The sequence below is a fragment of the Hydrotalea sandarakina genome (assembly GCF_003254115.1).
Classification (GTDB): Bacteria; Bacteroidota; Bacteroidia; order Chitinophagales; family Chitinophagaceae; genus Hydrotalea; species Hydrotalea sandarakina.
On record NZ_QKZV01000001.1, the window covers coordinates 525062 to 542176 of the forward strand.

At 33.3% G+C, this 17115-nt stretch carries 18 protein-coding genes and 1 tRNA gene; 3 read left to right on the forward strand and 16 right to left on the reverse strand.

What is annotated here, in order from left to right:
• Positions 1–150: 150 nt before the first annotated feature.
• Both rpmI and rplT read left to right on the forward strand, forming a co-directional pair.
• Complete coding sequence (rpmI, locus tag LX80_RS02295; RefSeq protein WP_111293402.1) at positions 151–348, forward strand: 50S ribosomal protein L35; 198 nt, start codon at positions 151–153, stop codon at positions 346–348.
• 42 nt (positions 349–390) lie between these two features.
• Positions 391–735 (forward strand): 50S ribosomal protein L20, encoded by a 345-nt coding sequence (gene rplT / locus LX80_RS02300; RefSeq protein ID WP_111293403.1) that lies wholly within the window; start codon positions 391–393, stop codon positions 733–735.
• A gap of 141 nt (positions 736–876) precedes the next feature.
• On the opposite strand, the gene lpdA is transcribed toward rplT, so the two are convergent.
• From lpdA to LX80_RS02315, 3 genes are all read right to left on the reverse strand, one after another.
• Positions 877–2283, reverse strand: a complete 1407-nt coding sequence (gene lpdA / locus LX80_RS02305; RefSeq protein ID WP_111293404.1) for a dihydrolipoyl dehydrogenase — start codon at positions 2281–2283, stop codon at positions 877–879.
• A 141-nt stretch (positions 2284–2424) separates the two neighbouring features.
• Positions 2425–3249 carry an SAM hydrolase/SAM-dependent halogenase family protein gene (locus LX80_RS02310; RefSeq protein ID WP_111293405.1) on the reverse strand — a complete coding sequence of 275 codons (825 nt, stop codon included), beginning with the start codon at positions 3247–3249 and terminating at the stop codon, positions 2425–2427.
• 27 nt (positions 3250–3276) lie between these two features.
• Positions 3277–4080: an SDR family oxidoreductase gene (locus LX80_RS02315; protein ID WP_111293406.1), complete on the reverse strand. Its 804-nt coding sequence runs from the start codon at positions 4078–4080 to the stop codon at positions 3277–3279.
• Positions 4081–4212: 132 nt separating this feature from the next.
• Here LX80_RS02315 and LX80_RS02320 point away from each other — a divergent pair.
• A tRNA-Lys gene (locus LX80_RS02320) sits at positions 4213–4285 on the forward strand.
• A 169-nt stretch (positions 4286–4454) separates the two neighbouring features.
• On the opposite strand, the gene LX80_RS02325 is transcribed toward LX80_RS02320, so the two are convergent.
• The 13 genes from LX80_RS02325 to LX80_RS02385 form a co-directional block, all read right to left on the reverse strand.
• Positions 4455–4784, reverse strand: coding sequence for a 2Fe-2S iron-sulfur cluster-binding protein (locus LX80_RS02325; RefSeq protein WP_111293407.1), 330 nt, complete (start codon positions 4782–4784; stop codon positions 4455–4457).
• Between the two features lie 228 nt (positions 4785–5012).
• On the reverse strand, positions 5013–5963 hold the full coding sequence (ric, locus tag LX80_RS02330) for an iron-sulfur cluster repair di-iron protein (RefSeq protein WP_111293408.1): 951 nt from the start codon (positions 5961–5963) through the stop codon (positions 5013–5015).
• Between the two features lie 29 nt (positions 5964–5992).
• Positions 5993–6445, reverse strand: coding sequence for a hypothetical protein (locus LX80_RS02335; protein WP_111293409.1), 453 nt, complete (start codon positions 6443–6445; stop codon positions 5993–5995).
• Positions 6446–6491: 46 nt separating this feature from the next.
• Positions 6492–6881 carry a group III truncated hemoglobin gene (locus tag LX80_RS02340; protein WP_111293410.1) on the reverse strand — a complete coding sequence of 130 codons (390 nt, stop codon included), beginning with the start codon at positions 6879–6881 and terminating at the stop codon, positions 6492–6494.
• A 74-nt stretch (positions 6882–6955) separates the two neighbouring features.
• On the reverse strand, positions 6956–7363 hold the full coding sequence (locus tag LX80_RS02345; protein WP_111293411.1) for a cytochrome C: 408 nt from the start codon (positions 7361–7363) through the stop codon (positions 6956–6958).
• 53 nt (positions 7364–7416) lie between these two features.
• The gene (locus tag LX80_RS02350; RefSeq protein WP_111293412.1) at positions 7417–7692 is read right to left on the reverse strand and encodes a hypothetical protein; all 276 of its coding nucleotides are present in this window, start codon (positions 7690–7692) and stop codon (positions 7417–7419) included.
• A gap of 18 nt (positions 7693–7710) precedes the next feature.
• Positions 7711–8733 carry a cbb3-type cytochrome c oxidase subunit II gene (locus LX80_RS02355; protein WP_111293554.1) on the reverse strand — a complete coding sequence of 341 codons (1023 nt, stop codon included), beginning with the start codon at positions 8731–8733 and terminating at the stop codon, positions 7711–7713.
• Positions 8734–8749: 16 nt separating this feature from the next.
• Positions 8750–10918, reverse strand: a complete 2169-nt coding sequence (locus tag LX80_RS02360) for a cbb3-type cytochrome c oxidase subunit I (RefSeq protein WP_211307676.1) — start codon at positions 10916–10918, stop codon at positions 8750–8752.
• A gap of 46 nt (positions 10919–10964) precedes the next feature.
• Positions 10965–11396, reverse strand: coding sequence for an RrF2 family transcriptional regulator (locus LX80_RS02365; RefSeq protein ID WP_111293413.1), 432 nt, complete (start codon positions 11394–11396; stop codon positions 10965–10967).
• An 83-nt stretch (positions 11397–11479) separates the two neighbouring features.
• Positions 11480–13030 (reverse strand): TSUP family transporter, encoded by a 1551-nt coding sequence (locus tag LX80_RS02370; RefSeq protein ID WP_111293414.1) that lies wholly within the window; start codon positions 13028–13030, stop codon positions 11480–11482.
• Positions 13027–13734 carry a DUF2490 domain-containing protein gene (locus tag LX80_RS02375; RefSeq protein ID WP_111293415.1) on the reverse strand — a complete coding sequence of 236 codons (708 nt, stop codon included), beginning with the start codon at positions 13732–13734 and terminating at the stop codon, positions 13027–13029. Before LX80_RS02375 ends, LX80_RS02370 begins: the two co-directional genes overlap by 4 nt.
• Before the next feature lie 11 nt (positions 13735–13745).
• Positions 13746–15416, reverse strand: coding sequence for an NADPH-dependent assimilatory sulfite reductase hemoprotein subunit (locus LX80_RS02380; protein WP_111293556.1), 1671 nt, complete (start codon positions 15414–15416; stop codon positions 13746–13748).
• 18 nt (positions 15417–15434) lie between these two features.
• The gene (locus LX80_RS02385) at positions 15435–17114 is read right to left on the reverse strand and encodes a diflavin oxidoreductase (RefSeq protein ID WP_170120355.1); all 1680 of its coding nucleotides are present in this window, start codon (positions 17112–17114) and stop codon (positions 15435–15437) included.
• Position 17115 lies beyond the last annotated feature (1 nt).

Here is a 17115-nt window from a genome sequence, read left to right on the forward strand (position 1 = left end):
AACCATATGGATATTAAATTTTTGGGGTGAAAAGTAGGTTTATTCGTAAAGATGCTTACATTTGCACTCCAAAATTTTTTCCCGTAAGGTTCAACAAGTGCATCCCGGTGGGTGCCACCAGCAGGGTATAATCTGAAGAAAAGATTATTTATGCCAAAAGTTAAAACCAACTCAAGCGCAAAAAAACGCTTTAAAGTTACCGGAACAGGTGAAATAACCTTCCAAAAATCTTTTAAACGCCACATCCTCACCAAAAAATCTAAAAAAAGAAAAAGAGCATTAAACAAAAAAGGTATTGTTGGCCCTGCTAACAAAGATTTTGTGATGCGTTTATTACGTTTAAAATAACACATTATTTCACCACTCTATTAAGAGAAAAAATATTAAATTATGCCACGTTCCGTTAATGCAGTTGCTTCTAGAGCAAGAAGAAAAAGAATATTAAAACAAGCCAAGGGCTACTATGGCAAACGTAAAAATGTATATACCGTTGCCAAAAATATTGTTGAAAAAGGTATGACCTACAGCTATGTAGGCCGCAAATTAAAGAAAAGAGAATACCGCCAATTATGGATTGCCCGTATTAATGCAGCTGTTAGGGCTGAAGGCTTAACATACAGCCAATTTATCCATAAATTATCTGTAAAAGGTATTGAATTAGATAGAAAAGTTTTGGCTGATTTAGCTATGAACAATCCTGAAAGCTTTAAAGCGTTGGTTGATTCTGTTAAATAAGTTACATTTCTTTTACAATGTATTAACCGGGCTCAACAAGCCCGGTTTTTTATGTTATATATGCAAACAGCGCCATAGGAATAAAAAAAAGTTCAGCCAAATAATTGACTGAACTTTTGAATATTTAAAAGGCATCACATACTAAATATCAATTGCTTCACCGTATGCAGCTGCAGTAGCTTCTTTTAAAGCTTCGCTCATGGTAGGATGCGGATGAACAGCATTTAAAATTTCATGAGCGGTAGTTTCCAATTTACGTGCAACAACTGCCTCAGCAATCATTTCAGTAACATTGGTGCCAATCATATGGCAACCCAAAAATTCACCATATTTTGCATCAAATATTACTTTAACAAAACCCTCAGTTGCACCAGCAGCACTGGCTTTACCACTGGCAATGAATGGGAATTTACCAACTTTAATATCATAGCCGGCTTCTTTAGCGGCTTTTTCAGTATAACCTACACTGGCAATTTCAGGTGTGCAATAGGTACAACCCGGAATGTTATTATAATCAATTGTATCAGGTAAATGGGCAATTTTCTTTTCCAAATATGCCATGTGTTCAGCAGCGTTAATACCTTCTTTTGAAGCAACATGCGCTAATGCCTGGCCGGGTGTACAATCACCTATAGCATAAATTCCGGGAACGGTGGTTTGCTGATATTTATCAACAACAATTTTACCTTTTTCGGTTTTAATGCCATTTTCTTCTAATCCAATATTTTCAATGTTAGCAACAACACCAACTGCACTTAAAACTATATCAGCTTCCAAGGTCATTATGCTACCATCCTGTTTCTTAACCTGGGCTTTAACACCTGTGCCGGTTGTATCAACACTTTCAACAGAAGCATTAGTGAAAATTTCAATACCTTGTTTTTTATATTGTTTTTCTAATTCTTTTGAAATTTCTTCATCTTCAACAGGAACAATTCGTGGCATAAATTCAACGATGGTTACTTTGGTTCCCAAGCTATTGTACACATACGCAAATTCAACACCGATGGCGCCACTTCCTACAACAATCATGCTTTTGGGCTGAACGGGCAATACCATGGCTTCTCTGTAACCAACTACTTTTTTACCGTCTTGTTTTAAATTCGGCAATTCACGACTTCTACCACCGGTTGCTATTACTATGTATTTTGCTTCTACTATTTGTTTTGAGCCATCGGCAGCAGTTACTTCAACCTTCCCTTTTGCTTTAACTTTACCGGTGCCCATTATCACATCAATCTTATTCTTCTTCATTAAAAACTGAACACCTTTACTCATTTTATCGGCAACACCCCTACTACGTTGAATAACAGCAGGAAAATCGTGAGTGCCGGTAGCTTGAATACCATAGTTTGAACTATGTTTTAAATAGTCATACACATTGGCACTTTTTATTAAGGCTTTAGTAGGAATACAACCCCAGTTTAAACAAATTCCTCCTAAGCTTTCTTTTTCTATAATAGCCACTTTAAAACCTAATTGAGAAGCTCTGATTGCTGCGGGATATCCGCCAGGGCCACTTCCGATTACAATAACATCGTATGCCATAATTTTAAAAATTAAGATGAGTGGTAATTAACAAAATTGTTTTACCAAAATATGGGTGCAAAAATACTGGCTTATCATGAAATGGAAAAAAGAGAGTTATTCACTTTAACATGAAAACAAAGAATTATATATAGTGAAAATTTATTTATTCAGGAAATAAATGCGAATGGTTTGATAAAACAATGTGTTGGAAGTTACACTTCCTGTTGAAACATTGCGTGTTGAAAAACTACGTAAGCCAAATAATGCAGCCATTTTACCATTATTTACAGCCAATTCTAAGTAATTAGCAGCATTAAACATAGCCAGCACCTCTCCTTTTGGCACATCAGAATAGTGATTACTAATTTTATTTATGCCGGCACTATGAGGTACACTAATTTCGAATGGTCTTCCGGCAGCTGCTTCTTCAAATTGTTGGCGGGTAATATTAACAATTACATTATCAAACTTATCAATCAACAATATTTGACCTTCAATCCAGTTACTACCTACTAAAGGTTGTAGCGCAATTTTTTGTTGAAAATTGGTCGCATTTTTTAAAAAATCTTCCGGTAATACATTACACAATAATTGATGAATCACCAATGCTAATTGTTGTGTTATGTTTAATATGGAAAAATGTGTACTTAAAGGAATGCTATAAACAAATTTTGGGGAAGGCACCAACATGGTAGCAATACCATTATCGGGGCATATTATAAATTGATCATTGTGTTTTATCAACAAAAACTGCTCGTTATTGCCTTCAAAACAATCAATTAATAAAACATGAATAGTGCCTTTGGGGAAATAGGTGTAAGCTTGACTACATACAAATGCAGCATGAGGATAATTTGTTGCATTTAATTCATGATTGATATCAACCAATAAAGCTTGTGCATTTTGAGATATAATTTGTCCCTTAAAAGCAGCAATAATATAATCATGAAAACCTATATCGGATGAAAGTGTTATAACTGACATGTTTCTGGAACGTTCGCAGCACTAAAATTATTTTACCAATTCGCCATCTTTATAAAAAAAACGCTTAATTAATTTATCTGTTAACGATGGGAATAATTTATTCATCCAAACAGTTTCTTTTCCTTGTGCAGTTAATACCAACGTGCGTTTACGCTTTTCAATGGCTTTCATAATATGCTGGGCACATTCTTCTGCAGTCATTAACTTAGACTCATCCAAAGGACTTTCGCCTTGTGGTTTAGCATCTTTATTCAACGCTACATTTCTAATATTGGATGCAGTAAAACCCGGGCAAACCCACATTACATTTACGCCCTCATCCATTAATTCTGTTCTTAATGCTTCCAACCAGCCGTTCATTGCAAATTTCGAAGCTGAGTAGCCACATCTTCCGGGCAAACCTCTATAACCGGCAATTGATGAAACACCCAATAGAGTGCCTTTAGTCTGAATTATATATGGAAGTGCAAATTTTGTACAATAAACAGCCCCCCAAAAGTTTACATCCATTAAACGTTGTAAGGTTTCAATACTTGTTTCCTTGAATAAGGAACGCATGGAAATTCCCGCATTATTAATCAAAATATCTATCGTGCCATAAACTTTTATTACGGCATTGATAAAATTTTTACAATCAGTTTCATTACTTACATCAGCAGCTTGTACCATTAATGGTTTTCCGGCATGAATAGATTGCAACATATATAATTTATCATAGTTACGGCCACAAGTTGCCACCTTAGCACCTTGCGCTATAAATGCTTCAACTAAGGCTTTCCCTATACCTTCAGAACCACCGGTAATAACAACTACTTTATTTTTAAACACCATAAATGAATGTATTATTTGCAAAATTAAGGTTCTGTTTTTGTAGTGTGTATAAATATATTGAGAATTGATTGTAAAAAAATTTGGTGAAAAAAACTTTTCTCCTATTTTTGCACTCCCAAAAACAAACGGTACGATTCCGTAGCTCAGTTGGTAGAGCAATACACTTTTAATGTATGGGCCCTGGGTTCGAGTCCCAGCGGGATCACTGAAAACCTCATCAAATATTGATGAGGTTTTTTTATTTTAATAAATTTTCTAACATTATACAATTTCTCTATCAACGGTATAATATTGACGATTAAACATTTTATCAATAAAATAAAAAAAGAGGCAAATGCCTCTTTTATGGATATTGGGTCAGGGATAATTGTATTTTAATTCGGCTCAATAATTTTAATAACGGCGTTTTGTAAGTTTGAATTAATAAACAATTGACATGACAAGCGCACAGGCTGTTCAGTTTTTACGACAGTTTGTAAAGTTTTACTTTCATTACGCCGTAAATTCAGATCTAAATTTTGAGCAACCATTATTTCAATAGCGCAGGTACCACATTTTCCCATACCCTTGCAGTCGCCAAAATCATCTAAACAAAATTGGTCTGCTAATAAATACATGAGATTCCTATAAGAATTGGCATAAGTATGTATCAACTTCATTTCATGCTGAAAAAAAACATTGAAGCTAATTTCATTATAGTTCATAAAATAATATTAAATGATCCTTAAAACATTCTACTGTCTTACTTTATATTTTCATTATCATTCATGTTAGAAAAAGTATTTTACATAATTGCTCTATTTTTAAATAGAATTACCTATTAATTAACATCCTATCAATTTTCACAAACTTTGCAACATTTTAAACAGGCTTATGTTTGTTGGAAAATCAAATCCAGCGACTGCATCATTTGTTGATGTAACATGCAATATTTATACCTCTTTTTCTAATACCAAAGCTTTTGAAAAAAGTATATTATTTTCTAAATGTATATGAATATATAAATCGTTTTCAAATTCTTCCATTTTTTTAAATAAATAAGCATAACTATTACAAGCATCTGAAGGAAGTGTATAATTATTGGTTAATTTTCTAAAAAATCGTAAGTCTTCACCAGAAACTTCGTGCTCTTGCATCATCATTTTAATAGCCCCCGGAATAATTCCTTTCATGAAATTTCCTTGTTTGTGTTCGCGTTCATGCTGCACCAATGATTTTATTTGTGGAAATAAAACCTTTTCTTCTTTCTCCATGTGTTGCAACATGTCAATTAAAAACAGGTTCACTCTTTTTGAAAAATCATACAATTCCGGATGATTACTACCATGATGTTCAGTAACCTTACGAGCTAATTCATTAATGATACCTGAAGCTTCTTTAACATATCGGTGATGGATATTAATGATATAATCCACTAAAAAATCAACTTCCCATTTATTATAATCTTCAAATAAATTTTTATGTACATGTTCATCTACAGCACTTAATGCTGCTCTTAAGTTTGTTTCTGAAATATTTATTTCTGCAGCAACTTCAGCCAAAGTTTTATTACCACCGCAACAAAAATCGATACCTAATTTTTTAAATACTTCTGCCTTACGTAAGTCATTTGCAACTATACTTCCCACTGTATCATTTGACCGGTATGAAATTAATTTTTTAGTAATTCGTATCCGCCAATTTACAGGACCATCCTCTAAATATTCCCAGGTAAATGTATTACCTCTTTCACTTAATAACTGCTCATAAAAAATTTTAGGATTATGATCGTTTAAAATTAAAAAAGCTTCGCCTTCTTGTAAATTATCGAAGTAATTAAATATGGTGGCATGTTTTTCTTGCGTAGGCAAGATAGTAACATTTAAAACAGGTATTGCTGACATAATTAAAATTTGAAATGATAACGTGAATTTTATTGCTTAAAATGAAATATTTGGATAGCGAAATAAATTAATAACACTACTTTAATGCACTCAGCTGCAACAAAAAAAATGTGAAGTGAATTTGCCGGTAAAGTTTCCCCGGCCATTATTAATTGTGCTCTTTTGTCTAATTTAGGTAATAACCAAAAAGTTTGTGCAAGTAATAAGCATATTATCCAAAAAAAAGTGAATCCAATGTCTTTTAAAAAAAGTTTATGACTTTGTATGTTGAATGACAGATAAATAAAAACAGCAATTATAACAAAAGCTATCACCCACTCTACTTTATTGAGTGCAGCAAAAACCAAACGACCAATTCCTAGTCCGATTGATAGTGTAACACCAGGCGCCCTGAATTTTAACCAGGCTTCCATAAAGCTGATAGCACCAATAAAACCAATCCAAATAAATACTGCAGCTGTAAAAATATCATTTATTCTCATTATTAAAGGATTTAATATTTTATAGGTAAAAAAGTAATTTTTAAGGTTAAATTGCTCTGTTTTTGTTGGATAGATAATTAAGTTTACTTTCAAAAATTATAGCCATTTTCGATGCTCGCCATTTGGCTTCCTCTGCTCGTTCGCCCACAAAATAGCAATCAACAGTTTCAGTAAATAATGTTAACCATCGTTCAAAATGTGCATGACCAATAGGTAAATTACTATGTGGCGGAAAGGGTGCTCCGTAATAAGTGTGTTTATCTACCAATAAAGTTTCCCAAAAACGATACATTTTTTCTAAATGTTTGGGCCAATCATCTTTTATTACATTATTGAATATAGGTGCTAGCAATTCATCTTGTTGCACTTTTGTATAAAATGCATTGACCAAATACTGAATATCTTGAAATGAGTGTATGTCATTTTTTATGTTCATAGATAAATAGATTGATTTTAAAACTTATTACGATTTCATCGATCATAAAACGTTTCTAAATTCATAAAGCTTCATTATGGATGCAATGACAAATACCGTGTTAAATAAAATAAAGCCCAAGCAATAAAGGAAATCGTAATTACCCATACCCAAGAAGGAATACTTTTAGGGGATTCACTACCAATGATTAAAAATTCTTTTTGATTACCTTTTCCATATGCATTAATCATTAAAGGTAAAACACCATCTACAACTGCATTTTCCTTTATTCCTTCTACTTCAATGGCTGGCCCATTCCTAACCTCGAATGGAATAATTCGAATACCTTCCTTACCAACTGGATCCTTACTAACAATTCGAAGGCTATGCTTTCCATCAACTAACTTAGTAGTATCTAATTCAAACCTTACGGGTGATTCGAAAGATGCAATAGGTTTTATTTCATCATCTAAAAAAATGAAAATTGAACTTTTATCTTTCATATATATTAAGTTTAATAATGTCAATTGCACTAACACAATTCTTAAATGAAATATTATTTTAAGCTAATGTCATCTTTAAGAATTGATTGCTTAATGTGATTAATGTTGTTTTCACCCGGTTTTATTAACCATTTTATTGAATAATAAAGTGTTAGCAGCGTTATTATAATGGCTATTACAACAATGATATAATCAAAATTTCCATCAGGTCCCGGTCCATGAGTAATGCCTTTTAAAAAAGCCGGTTGTTGTTCTTTACAAGCTGCACATGCCAAAACTTGCACTTTAGAAAAAATTATACACAAAAAAATAATAATAACTTTTTTCATACTATTTCATTTAAAAAATTATTGATTAGATGCGACTTTTTTTGCTAAATCCATCAACTTTTTTACTTCATCTACCGATACTTGTTTAGCATTATTTCCCCAACTTGTTTTTTCATGGTTCATAATAGCAGCAATTTCTTCGGCAGATAAGTTGTTGTTGGTACCAACAGGCGGCATGGGGCCAAAACCTTCCTTCTCTCTTCCGGTGTAACCATTCATAATTATATTTACCATTAAAGCTGCATTATCATCCAATACCACCTTGCTTCCTTTTAAAGGCGGAAATGCACCTGGCAAACCCTCACCGTTGGCTTGATGACAACTTTGGCAATTGGCCACATACAACGCTTCACCATTCAAAGTATTTCCCGATACATTTTGACTATTATTATTTGCAGCTAACGATTGTTGTTTATATAAAAAATCGGGTGTCGGACTTCCATCAGGTAATTTTGTTTGTTTCAATGAAGCTAAGTAGGCTACGAGTTGTAAAGCTTCAGGTTTAGCTACAACTTTTCCCTTCTTACCATATAAATAAGCTTCCGGAACATTAATTACAACATCATTTTTATCCGGATTTTCTTTTACTTCAAAAAGGAAGGAATAAGATGGCATAATAGATTCTTTCACCACAATTCTAGGATTGTATAAATGAACTAAATTCCAATCTTTACTGGGTTGCCTTAAGCCAATGTTGGTTAAATCAGGACCGGTACGTTCAGTTCCCATTAAAGTTGCCGTATTAACCCATATGCTTTGACGATGAATATCTGCATAATCAGCAGCAATACTTGGACGCTCGCCCCAAACTTTATCCATTGAAATATTTCGAACTTGTTGTGTATGACAAGCTACACAACCATTTGATATGAAGACTTCTTTTCCTTTAGCAGCATCAGCAGATAAAGGAACTGAGTTGGGTAAAGGTGCATTATTATATTGATTTCGCCATGCAGGAATAATAGCCACCAATATGGTTAATACAATGAAGAATAATGCTGCAGTAGAAAATAATTTTTTATGATTATCGAATAATTCCATATAAAAAAATGAATAGTTAAATAATAGTGTTTGTTTCAGTGGTATTGGCATTTCCAAGTTTTAGTTTTTCAATTGCTAAATCAGTAACAGAAATATTACTCGTATCAACTAACATTTTATAAACATTATACCCGAACAACAAATGTGAAAACCACATTAAACTACCACCGATAGCGCGCCATAACCAATAGGGCGCCATCATTACTACCGATTCAATAAAAGGTTTTCCTTCTAACCACATATTTCCTTTAAAAGTTGCGCCAATCATTAATGGTATCGTATAAAACAATAACCCAATTAAAGCAAACCAAAAATGTGCACCAATTGTAAGCTGTGGTGCTTCTTTTCCTGTTAGTCTGGGTACAACAGCATAAATAGCTGCCCAAAGAAAAAATGATATGATTCCATACATTGTTAGGTGTGAATGTGCCACAGTAAAATCAGTAAAATGCCATATTAGATTTGAAGAACGGAAAGCCTCTGCCGTTCCTTGCATGGAACCTGAGAAATAAAAAATAATACCTACCAAAAAAAATGGAAGCGTGTAACTATCAGCAACTTTGTACCATGCACCTTTAAAGGTCATTAAAAAGTTAGTAGTACCTGCAATTACAGGAATAGCCATTCCGGCACTTCCAACAATTGCAACAGTTTGCAACCACCAAGGTATAGCACTGAACACAAAATGGTGCGTGCCAATTAATGTGTAAAATAAAATTTGGGTCCAGAAAGCTAAAATACCTAAGCTATAGGAATATATTGGATGATTTAGTTGTTGTGGCAAAAAATAATAAACAATACCTAAAGTAAACAGCATAAACCACATACCCACACCCTGATGCATATAATAACCTTGTATGATGGTTTCCCCTAATGCATCTTGCCAAAAAGGAAGATACGCAACCAATGCAATGATTAATCCAAACATTATGGCAGAAACAATGTACCAATTGGAAATATAAATTTCCTTGGTTGTTCTTTTAGCAATGGTTTGTAAAAAATTGATTAGTGTTAAAACAAGGCCAATACCAAATAACAACATAACCGGCCAAATGTATTCTCTATATTCACCTCCGGCATTATTAATACCTGCCATTAAACAAAGAGTTCCAAGAATAACAGCTGCATTGATTAAGTACAAACTATACCATCCTTTTTTTAAACTAGCCAATGGCGCATTACTAACTTTAGGAACAATATAGTAACCCAAACCCAACATACCCAATGAAGCCCATCCCCAAAAAACTGCATTCGTATGTACCGGTCTTAATCTTCCAAAACTCAACCAACTAACATGGTCTGCATCAGGTGCAACGAATTTAATACCAAGATACTCACCAATAGAAGTACCGAAGATTAACCAAAAGGCTGCACAGCCAATATACCATAATACTAATTTTGATAAAGCAGGATCAATATTGGGGCGCTTCAATGCGCGTTTTTTTGTTGCGGCAATAGGTAATTCCCCTTGAATTGTACTATTTTGAATTAATCCTCTTTCATCTAACGGTAATGCATTGCCTGATAATTCATTATTTTGCAATGAAAAACTTAAAGCAACTTTCCTTTGATTTAAAACATCAGCTAATTCAGTATCCTCATTTTTTTCTAAAAAATCGGCTAATTTTTCTGCTTCTTTAAATTTTAAATTATCTCTATACTTTTGTAATACACTCATTACTTTTACAATCATAATAATTATACCCAAAAGAATAGGGGTTAAAATGAGAATAGTTGTAATAATAATACCGGCCTCACCTGTTACAGTTTGTGTTGGTTGCGCCAGTAAAGATTGAATGGAAAATACACTCATCAACAACAATAATATTTTAGTAGTATGCCTATTGCCATAGGTATGCTGCTTTGTAACTTTTTTTTGCTTCCATTCAAAATATTGATCGATTTGTTCTTTGGTAAATTGTTGTATATAATGGCTGATGTTTTGAGTAATATTTTTCTTTTCAATGTCAAATTGTGCTTTATTCATCTCCTTCACCTTTAATAGCAGCACAATGGCTGCAACCAACACCAGTATTAGTAGAGTAATAATGATTAACATAATTCCTGTTAAAGATTGAAAGCTAAATGAACTTGGCAGACTGCTTTGTGCATACAAATGCGAAAAAGGAAATACTACTAAGCATACGAAACATACAACCACAGAAAATTTAATAGACTTTATCATAATTAAGATATTAAGATGTTTTTATCTTTTATTAAATCAAAAAAAATTATCTTTTCAAAACTGCTAATCTTTTATCTAATAAATCATTAAACTCACCCAATTTTGAGTTTTCAAGTAACTTAAAAATATCTGAACGTATTTTCTTAAACTCTTTATGAATGGGGCAAGGTTGCTTCTCTGAGCATTGTTTTAAACCCAACCCACAACCATTAAAAATCTTATCCCCGTCAATGGCTATGACAACATCCGCTAAAGAGTATTGCATACTTTCATCGTCTAAATAAAATCCACCTGTAGGTCCCTTTAATGATTTTACTATTCCCTTTCTACTTAATTCTTGTAAAATTTTACCAAGAAAAAATTCAGGTGAGTCAATTCCTTTTGCAACATCCTTTATACTTACCTTAACTCCTTGCTTCGATTTTTGAGCTATAAACAGAATTGCACGTATTGCATATTCACATGTTTTTGAAAACATATTATTACTTTGAGAGAACAAAAGTAGAGAAAAAAATTAATAAAAGATATTTTTATCTTTTATTTTTTTAGAATTAAAAAATTTTAATTCATAAAAAATTGATTTATCACTTTCCAAAGCGTAATTAAACTAGTAGTCATAACCAAAATTCCTACAGCAATGTACATTTTCTTAATGGGCAATTTACCCACCAACTTAGCAGCAATGGGCGCAGCAATTACTCCGCCAATAATCAATCCGGCAACATCGAAAAGTGGAATATGTTTCAGTACAATAAAAAAAGTAATAGCACTTGCAAAAACAATAAAAAACTCTGCTAAACACACCGAACCAATAACATAACGAGGATTCTTGCGTTTTGCAATCAAAGTACTTGTAACTAAAGTACCCCAACCACCGCCGGCAAATGCATCGGTAAAACCTCCAAAACCTGCCAACCATCCAGCCCGTTTAACTTTAGAACCAACCATTTTTTTGGAAAATGCTTTGCGTATAATATGATAACCTAAAAATAAAGTATAAATAGATAATGGAATTTTAATATAAAAAGCATAAGCTTGTAACAAGCACGCCAAAGTTGCACCTAACACAGCTCCTATTGTGCCGGTAATAACCAAATTTTTAAATAGCTTCTTGTTAATGTTCCCAAAACGATGATGTTGGTAACCTGAAACACCACTTGAAAATACACGGGCTGCATGTACGCGACTACTAACAATAGCAGGATTAACCCCATTAGCTAAAAGAAACGTAGTTGAAATTGTGCCATAACCCATTCCTAAAGAACCATCTACGAGTTGTGCAATAAATCCTGTTAATAGCATCATCAAAAAAACTTTCCAATCCATTAAATCTATCAACTTTAAAATGCCCGATTTCCAACTGAAGGAAGGCAACAACGATAATAATGTATGGCCTAAAATCATAAATACAAAAGCCAACAAACACCATTTTACAATCTGTTGCCATTTTTTTTCTTTGGTTTGGAACAACTTATTGGGTGAAATATTATTAGAAACTAAAGATTGTGTTAATGAATTAAGTTGTTGAACTTTTAATCTGAAATCACCATTGAGGCGTTGGCGAATATGGTGCATATTATACAACAATGCATCTACGTCATTTGGAATTGTTTCAATTAATAACTCTTTTAAACGCTTTGCTATTGTTGGCGATTTACCGTTTGTAGATATAGCAATTTTTAGATTGCCTTTTTGCACAATTGCGCCTAAATAAAAATCACATAAATCAGGCGTATCGGCTACATTCACCAATAGATTACAAGCATGTGCATCATCAAAAATACGCGAAGCTAAAGCAATGTTATTAACGGCAACAAATACCAATTGTTGGTTTTGCAGAAAAGAAGGCGTATATGCAGTAGAAATAATTGTTATATTATTGTATTGTTGTTGAAGTTCAATAATTTCAGCATGAAATTGAATAGCTACCATTGTAATTTGACTACCGAGTGCATTTTGCAATATGCTTCTTAACTTTTCTAAAGCAACATTTCCGCCGCCAATAATTAACACTCGTAAGGTTTCCAATTTTATAAAAACAGGAAATAAATTATTTTGCTCAATGGTATGAGCCAATGCCTGCTTTTGATATGTCTTTGTATTATCAATCATCTTCTGGAAAAATCTTGTAAAATATTAATACGAATTATGTGTTGATTATCACGATAATGTGCCAAAGCATCCACTTTGTACTGGCATTGATATAAATATTGAATTTGGCAACGAACATTATTATTTAGGGAAACATACATTCCCCCGAAAGCTCTCAGTAAATCCATCATATTCGATTGATGTGACACAACCATCACTTCGGTTCCCATTTCTGCCATAAGTGTAGAAGATAAAGGATAAGTAATACTTACTTTATTACGTAAACGATTGATATAGTTTATGCCTACTGTACTATCTGTTACAGGTCGCTGTAACCACCTTTGCTCCATTCTGGTTCGAAAAAATAAACTAAAAGGTGATAAATCCAATTGCAAAGCATTTTCTTGCCATAAGCGAAATTCATTCAATAAAATAGCTTCATTAAAAACTTTACCAGTGGATTGAAAATTGGCTGTACCTACAATAATTGACCAATTAGGGCGAACATTGTATGCAACACCTGCTCTTATTAAAAATTGGGAAAGTTGTGAAAAGCCATTTTTAGATCGAACTTGTGCATCGCCTACCAACGACCATTTGGATGATACCGGCGCAGTAAAAAAATAACCGCCCCAAGCAGCCATAGTGGTTGTTGTTTGCACCTGTGCCGTTGCAAAGTAATAGCAGCCCGAAAAAGAAATGGTATATATTAATCTTTTAATCAAAAAAAATGAATTTATGATTTAAAAAAATATTCATTCGAAAAATCGCCAAAGGATTGTCCCCTTTTTCGAAATTGCGAAAATGCTTTAAAGCATGCATCTAACTCCTGCAAAATGGCTGTTTCATCTAAACTTTCTTTGTAAAGTTTATTCAATCGAAATCCGGCATAATCACCACCTAAATACAAATTATACTTTCCAATAGCTGTTCCAATTAAACCAATTTCGGCTGCATAAGAACGAGCACATCCATTGGGGCAACCTGTCATTCGAATAATAATAGGCTCGTTTTCCAAATGATGGTTAGCTAACAATAACTCAATTTTGGAAATTAAAGAAGGGAAATAGCGCTGGGCTTCAGCTAAGGCTAATGGACAAGTAGGTAATGCTACACAAGCCATTGAACGCTGTCGAATTGCTGAAAACAATGCATTTGCTTGAATGATTCCATATTGTACTAAAACAGATTCAACGGCAGGTTTATTGACTGGTAATATATCACTGAGAATCAAATTTTGATTACAAGTAAACCGAAAGTTTGCTAATTTTTTAGTTGCAATTTCATATAAAGCTGTTTTTAACTGAGCTGTGTCGGTATCAAGTACTCTTCCATTTTCTACAAATACCGTATAATACCATTTCCCTTCATGGTTTTGATGCCAACCAATTATATCGGCCCGTTCCAATAACTGATAAGGTTTTAATGGCAGAAATGGATAACCACTTCGCTTTTCAATTTCTTGTTTAAACCAATCAATACCGTATTTATCTACGGTATATTTTAATCTGGCGAATTTTCTGTCGGCTCTGTTTCCATAATCGCGTTGAATAGCAGCAATGGCATAAACCACGTTTATAAGATTTTCTTCACCTTGCACAAAGCCAATCTCCGTTGCTAATCTGGGATAAGTATCCGGGTTGCCATGTGTAGATGCAAGGCCGCCACCAATGGCAACATTAAATCCCACTAATCGATTATCTTCTTCAATTGCAATTAACCCAATATCATTAGCAAAAACATCCACATCATTATGTGGTGGTATGGCAATGGCAATTTTAAATTTCCTTGGCAAATAACGATTCTCATATAATTCATCTTTTTCTAACTCGGGATTGCCTAAACGTTCTTCATCTAACCATATTTCGGCATAGCCATGAGTTTTTGGCAATAATTTTTCTGTAATTTTTTTTGCTACATCAAAAACTTGTTCATGCAATACCGAATATGCAGGATGTGCTGAACATAAAACATTTCTATTAATATCACCACAAGTTGCAATAGTAGTTAATTCAGCCTGATGGAAACTTTTTAAAGTAGGCTTAATATCAGCTTTGATAATGCCATGCAATTGTAAGGTTTGACGACTGGTTATTTTAATTACTTCAGTACTATATTTACCTGCAACATGATGTATAGCTGCCCATTGATGCGGCAATAATAATCCACCGGTTAAACGTAACCGCACCATAAATGAATATAATCGTTCTAGTTTCTTTTCAGCCCGTTCCTCTCGCCTGTCTCTATCATCCTGCTGATACATACCATGAAATTTTATTAAAGCTTGATCATCTTCACGTATTGCACCTGTATAACTATCTTTCAGGCTTTCAGCAAGGGTTCCCCGTAAACCGTTACTTTTCAATTTAATTTTCTCAATTGTTGAAAGTTTGTTTTCATTTTCCATATTAGCCATGTTGTACTATTAATAAATTTCTTTTACATACCTACCTTCTTTTTTCAATTGTTGCAACTTTGCCAAAGCTGCCTCTTTCCCATTTTTATTTTCCATAATTTGTAATAAAGCATCATCAATTACTGAACCGGTATATTCTTTTTCACCACTTACATATATGTAAGCACCATTATTAATTAATTGCAACAACTCATCGCTATTATTAATTAATTGTTCAGTTAAAGTGCTGGATTGAAAAATGTTTTTTTGAAAACAAACATGCAAATTGTTTAAATGCCCAAGTGCTAACCAATTTTGAATTTCGGTTTGATATAAAAAGTCTGTTACAAAATTCTGATTTTCAAAAAACAACCAATTCAAACCCTCATCACCATTGGCATCGCGTTGATGAAGAAATGAACGAAAAGGTGCTATACCTGTTCCATGAGCAATCATAATAACAGGTATGTGGCTTTCGGGCAGTTTAAACCTTTTGTTTTTTTGCACAAAAAATGACAACTGACTGCCAACTTCTAAATTTTTTAAATAAGATGAACCGACACCATATTTAATAGTTTGTTGCACCAAAAATGTTTCAAGATTAACTGTTAAATGAAGAGAATCATCATGTACATTCGGCGCTGAAGCAATGGTATATAACCTGGGTAATTGTGGGGTCAATAACTGAATAATTTCATTCAATTGATTTTTGGGATTGATGGGATAAATCTTTAACAAATCCAATAAATCCATGCGAGTTAACGGAATTTCACATTGAACAAATTGGGCATAATTTTGAATCCACTTTTCAGATAAGTAGTGAATGTTTACTTTTTTCTTCAATAGATTTTCAATCGTAAATTTTTCACCACGCCATTCTACAATATAATTGGGATTTAACTGCAAACAATCTACAATTGATTGTACAGTTTCAGGGTTATTTTCCGGGTAAATACCAATTGAATCTCCAGGCAAATAATCAATATCAGCTACACTTAATTCTATATGATAGGTATTGTGCGTTGAACCCACATCATTCAGCAATATTTGTTTTGTTACATATCCCTCATAAAATTTTTTTTCATTTTTTCCGGTTATACTAATGGTGTTATTTTGGGATTGTTGTTGAATGGGTGATTGTTGATTTTTCAATATCTGCAACAATTCATGAAACCAATGCATGGCAACAGCTTCATATTCTACATCACATTTTAATAGCTGCTGTAAACGATTGGCACCTAATTTAGCTAACTGGGTATCTACATCAACACCTGCCTTACAAAATTCAGGATAACTACTATCGCCCAAACCCACAACAGCATAACTTAAGTTGTTCAATTGAATATTTTCACTAAATAATGAATTGAAAAAAACTTTTGCAGCCGCAGGCGGTTCACCATCACCCTGTGTACTAATTACAACAATTAATATATTTTCCTTTGGAAGTTGATTAAAAACATATTGATCTACCGAATAAAGTTTTACGGGTAGTTTATTTTTTTTTGCAATACTTGCAAATTGAGTGGCCAATTGTTTTGAGTTGCCCGTTTCGGTAGCGTAAACAATGGTTATTTTGTTGTTAACCCTGATGGGCTTTTGATTATCGACTTCAGTAGCTTGCTGTTCGTTAATAATTCCGGCAATATATCCGTTAATCCATATCAGTTCTTCTTTACTGGATGTTTGTACCAAATTAAGAACAGTTTGCATT

Bases quoted from the DNA above. Each gene is read 5' to 3' on its own strand.
- rpmI (WP_111293402.1), top strand. From the start codon at position 151: ATGCCAAAAGTTAAAACCAACTCAAGCGCAAAAAAACGCTTTAAAGTT.
- lpdA (WP_111293404.1), bottom strand. From the start codon at position 2,283: ATGGCATACGATGTTATTGTAATCGGAAGTGGCCCTGGCGGATATCCC.
- ric (WP_111293408.1), bottom strand. From the start codon at position 5,963: ATGTCAGCAATACCTGTTTTAAATGTTACTATCTTGCCTACGCAAGAA.
- LX80_RS02380 (WP_111293556.1), bottom strand. From the start codon at position 15,416: ATGGAAAATGAAAACAAACTTTCAACAATTGAGAAAATTAAATTGAAA.
- LX80_RS02355 (WP_111293554.1), bottom strand. From the start codon at position 8,733: ATGGAATTATTCGATAATCATAAAAAATTATTTTCTACTGCAGCATTA.
- LX80_RS02360 (WP_211307676.1), bottom strand. From the start codon at position 10,918: ATGATAAAGTCTATTAAATTTTCTGTGGTTGTATGTTTCGTATGCTTA.
- LX80_RS02315 (WP_111293406.1), bottom strand. From the start codon at position 4,080: ATGGTGTTTAAAAATAAAGTAGTTGTTATTACCGGTGGTTCTGAAGGT.
- rplT (WP_111293403.1), top strand. From the start codon at position 391: ATGCCACGTTCCGTTAATGCAGTTGCTTCTAGAGCAAGAAGAAAAAGA.
- LX80_RS02345 (WP_111293411.1), bottom strand. From the start codon at position 7,363: ATGAAAGATAAAAGTTCAATTTTCATTTTTTTAGATGATGAAATAAAA.
- LX80_RS02350 (WP_111293412.1), bottom strand. From the start codon at position 7,692: ATGAAAAAAGTTATTATTATTTTTTTGTGTATAATTTTTTCTAAAGTG.
- LX80_RS02365 (WP_111293413.1), bottom strand. From the start codon at position 11,396: ATGTTTTCAAAAACATGTGAATATGCAATACGTGCAATTCTGTTTATA.
- LX80_RS02385 (WP_170120355.1), bottom strand. From the start codon at position 17,114: ATGCAAACTGTTCTTAATTTGGTACAAACATCCAGTAAAGAAGAACTG.
- LX80_RS02335 (WP_111293409.1), bottom strand. From the start codon at position 6,445: ATGAGAATAAATGATATTTTTACAGCTGCAGTATTTATTTGGATTGGT.
- LX80_RS02370 (WP_111293414.1), bottom strand. From the start codon at position 13,030: ATGATTGATAATACAAAGACATATCAAAAGCAGGCATTGGCTCATACC.
- LX80_RS02310 (WP_111293405.1), bottom strand. From the start codon at position 3,249: ATGTCAGTTATAACACTTTCATCCGATATAGGTTTTCATGATTATATT.
- LX80_RS02340 (WP_111293410.1), bottom strand. From the start codon at position 6,881: ATGAACATAAAAAATGACATACACTCATTTCAAGATATTCAGTATTTG.
- LX80_RS02325 (WP_111293407.1), bottom strand. From the start codon at position 4,784: ATGAACTATAATGAAATTAGCTTCAATGTTTTTTTTCAGCATGAAATG.